A 2,559-nucleotide genomic window follows, 5' to 3' on the forward strand; every position below is an offset into this window, starting at 1 on the left:
CCCCTACCCACCCTTCGCCCGTTCCCCGGGGCTCCGCCCCGGACCCCGACCGAGCCGAGGGCTGCGTCCCGGCCCCGGCGCCCGGGTGGGTCGAGGCAGCCGAGGGCTGCGTCCCGGCACGTGCACCCGGGCGGGGCGAGCCGGCCTGGGGCTGCGCCCCGGACGCGGTGGGCTGCAGCTCGGGGTCGGCCTGGGGGGTCGTCCCCGGGCGGGGCTCCGGCTGCGCCGTCGGCATGGTCAGGCGGGCGCGCAGCGGAGCGGATCTGCGGCGGGCGTCTCGGATGGAGAGGGGGAGGGGGGTCCAGCCGGCCAGGCGGCCCAGGGCTACTACCGGGGGGTGGACCGGGGAGATGGACATGATGGAGGACGGGGTGCCCAGGACGGGGGGCTTCCCCGGGGAGGGGAGGAGCAGGACCTGGTCGGCGTACTGGACCACGCGCTCCAGGCGGTGCTCCGCCATCAGGACCGTGGTGCCCAGGTCGTGGACCAGGCGTTGCAGGACGGCCAGGACCTCCTCCGCCGCCGCCGGGTCCAGGGCCGACGTCGGCTCGTCGAGGACCAGGACGCGCGGGTGCGGGGTCAGGACCGAGCCGATCGCGACCCGCTGCTGCTGGCCCCCGGAGAGCGTGGAGATCGGGCGGTCGCGCAGTTCGTTCAGGCCGAGGAGGTCCAGGGTTTCCTCTACCCGGCGGCGCATTACCGCCGGGGGCAGGCCCAGGGACTCCATGCCGTAGGCCAGCTCGTCCTCCACTACGTCCGTCACGAAGTGAGCCCGCGGGTCCTGGCCGACCGTGCCGACCACGTCCGCGAGCTCGCGCGGCCGGTGGGTGCGGGTGTCGCGGCCGGCGACCGTGACCCGGCCGCGCAGGCGGCCCCCCGTGAAGTGCGGGACCAGCCCGGACACCGCCCCGAGGAGGGTGGACTTGCCCACGCCCGACGGGCCGACCAGGAGCGTCAGCTCCCCTTCCGGGAGGGTGAAGTCCGCGTTGACCAGGGAAGGCGCGGCCGCGCCCTCGTACGTCACCGATACGTCTTCGAAACGGATCACAGGGCTACGCCTCCTTCGGCGACGGGGACGGCGACGGGGACCGCGACGGGGACGGTGACGACGGCGCCGGCGGTACGGGTGCCACGAGCGCGGGGAGCAGGCCGATCAGGATCGCCGCGGCCGGCCAGAGGGGGAGGGCAGGGGCCACGAGCGGGACGACGCCCGGCCGCAGCCCCTCCGGGTCCAGCGAGGCGGCCCGGATCAGCAGCGCCGCGACCGCCGCCCCCGACCCGGCGACGAGCCACGCCCGCACCCCCCACCGGTCGGGCCGGTACCGGGTCCGGATCGAACGGCGGCCGCCGAGCCGGAGCCCCGCGAGGGCCAGGGCCAGCCCGATGAGGAGGACGGGCAGCCCCAACGCGGCGCCCTCCGCGGCCAGCAGCCCGTACGTGCCCGCGCACATGCCGAGGAGCCCGCCGAGGGTGAGGACGTTCGTGGTGTGCCGGACGGCCGGCGGAACCTGCGCGGTACGGCCGTAGCCGCGGGCGTCCATGGAGGCGGCGATGGCGACGGAACGCTCCAGCGCGCCCTCCAGGACCGGGAGGCCGATCTGGAGGACGGCCCGCACCCCGCCCGTGGGACGGCCGCGCAGCCGCCGGGCGGTGCGCAGCCGGACGACGTCCGCGACCATGTTCGGCGCGAACGTCATCGCGACGACCACGGCGACGCCGACCTCGTACAGCGCGGCGGGCAGCGACTTCAGCAGCCGCGCCGGGTTCGCGAGGGCGTTTGCCGCGCCGACGCAGATCAGGAGCGCCGCCAGCTTCGCGCCGTCGTAGAAGGCGAAGACGAGCTGCTCGGCGGTGACCCGGCCGCCGAGGCGGATGCCCTGCGCCCACGCCGGGAGGGGAAGCTCCGGGAGCGTGAACAGGGTGTGCGCGCCGGGGATGGGGGAGCCGAGGAGCATGGAGAAGAGGAGGCGCAGGCCGATGACGAAGAGGCCGAGCTTGACGAAGGCGCCGTAGGAACGGGCCCAGGGGGCATCGGTGCGGCGCGCCGCGACCACGTATCCGGCGACGCCGACGATCAGCCCGAGGAGCAGCGGGTTGGTGGTGCGGGAGGCGGCCGTGGCGAGCCCGAGGGCCCAGATCCACCAGGCACCGGCGTGCAGGGCGTTGCCACGCGTGGACTCGGGAGCCAGCCACCCGCTCTTTTTGTACGTCGGCACGCGCGGGGCGCCGGTTGCCCGGTCGGTGCCGCCCCCGGCCGGGGCCGAGACGCCGGGTGCGGCTCCGTGGGGGGTGCCGGTGGCGCGTGCCGCGCCGTGCCGGGTGCGCCCGGCCTGCGGCCGGGCCGGGTTCCCACCCGCACTACCCGCACTACCCGCACTACCCGCACCACCCGCACCACCCGCACCACCCTCGCGAGTGGACGGTGGGGTGCCGGTGGCCCCGGTGGGCCCCCACCCGCCGTCGGCGTCCGTCCCGCCGTCGGGCGAAGCCGGGGCCGCGGCGTCGGCGGGGAGCCTGGTCAGCGGCGTCGTGGCTCACGAGGAAGTGGGAGCCCTGCAC

The 2,559-nt window shown here is 76.7% G+C and carries 2 protein-coding genes; both read right to left on the reverse strand.

The features are described 5' to 3' along the window. On the reverse strand, positions 1-1,048 hold a 1,048-nt coding region (locus tag ACWGDE_RS38100), incomplete at its 3' end, for an ATP-binding cassette domain-containing protein (protein ID WP_453393667.1). A 4-nt stretch (positions 1,049-1,052) separates the two neighbouring features. Next, positions 1,053-2,216: an energy-coupling factor transporter transmembrane component T gene (locus tag ACWGDE_RS38105; RefSeq protein ID WP_453393668.1), complete on the reverse strand. Its 1,164-nt coding sequence runs from the start codon at positions 2,214-2,216 to the stop codon at positions 1,053-1,055. Between the last annotated feature and the right edge of the window lie 343 nt (positions 2,217-2,559).

The organism is Streptomyces sp. NPDC054956 (genome assembly GCF_053609185.1).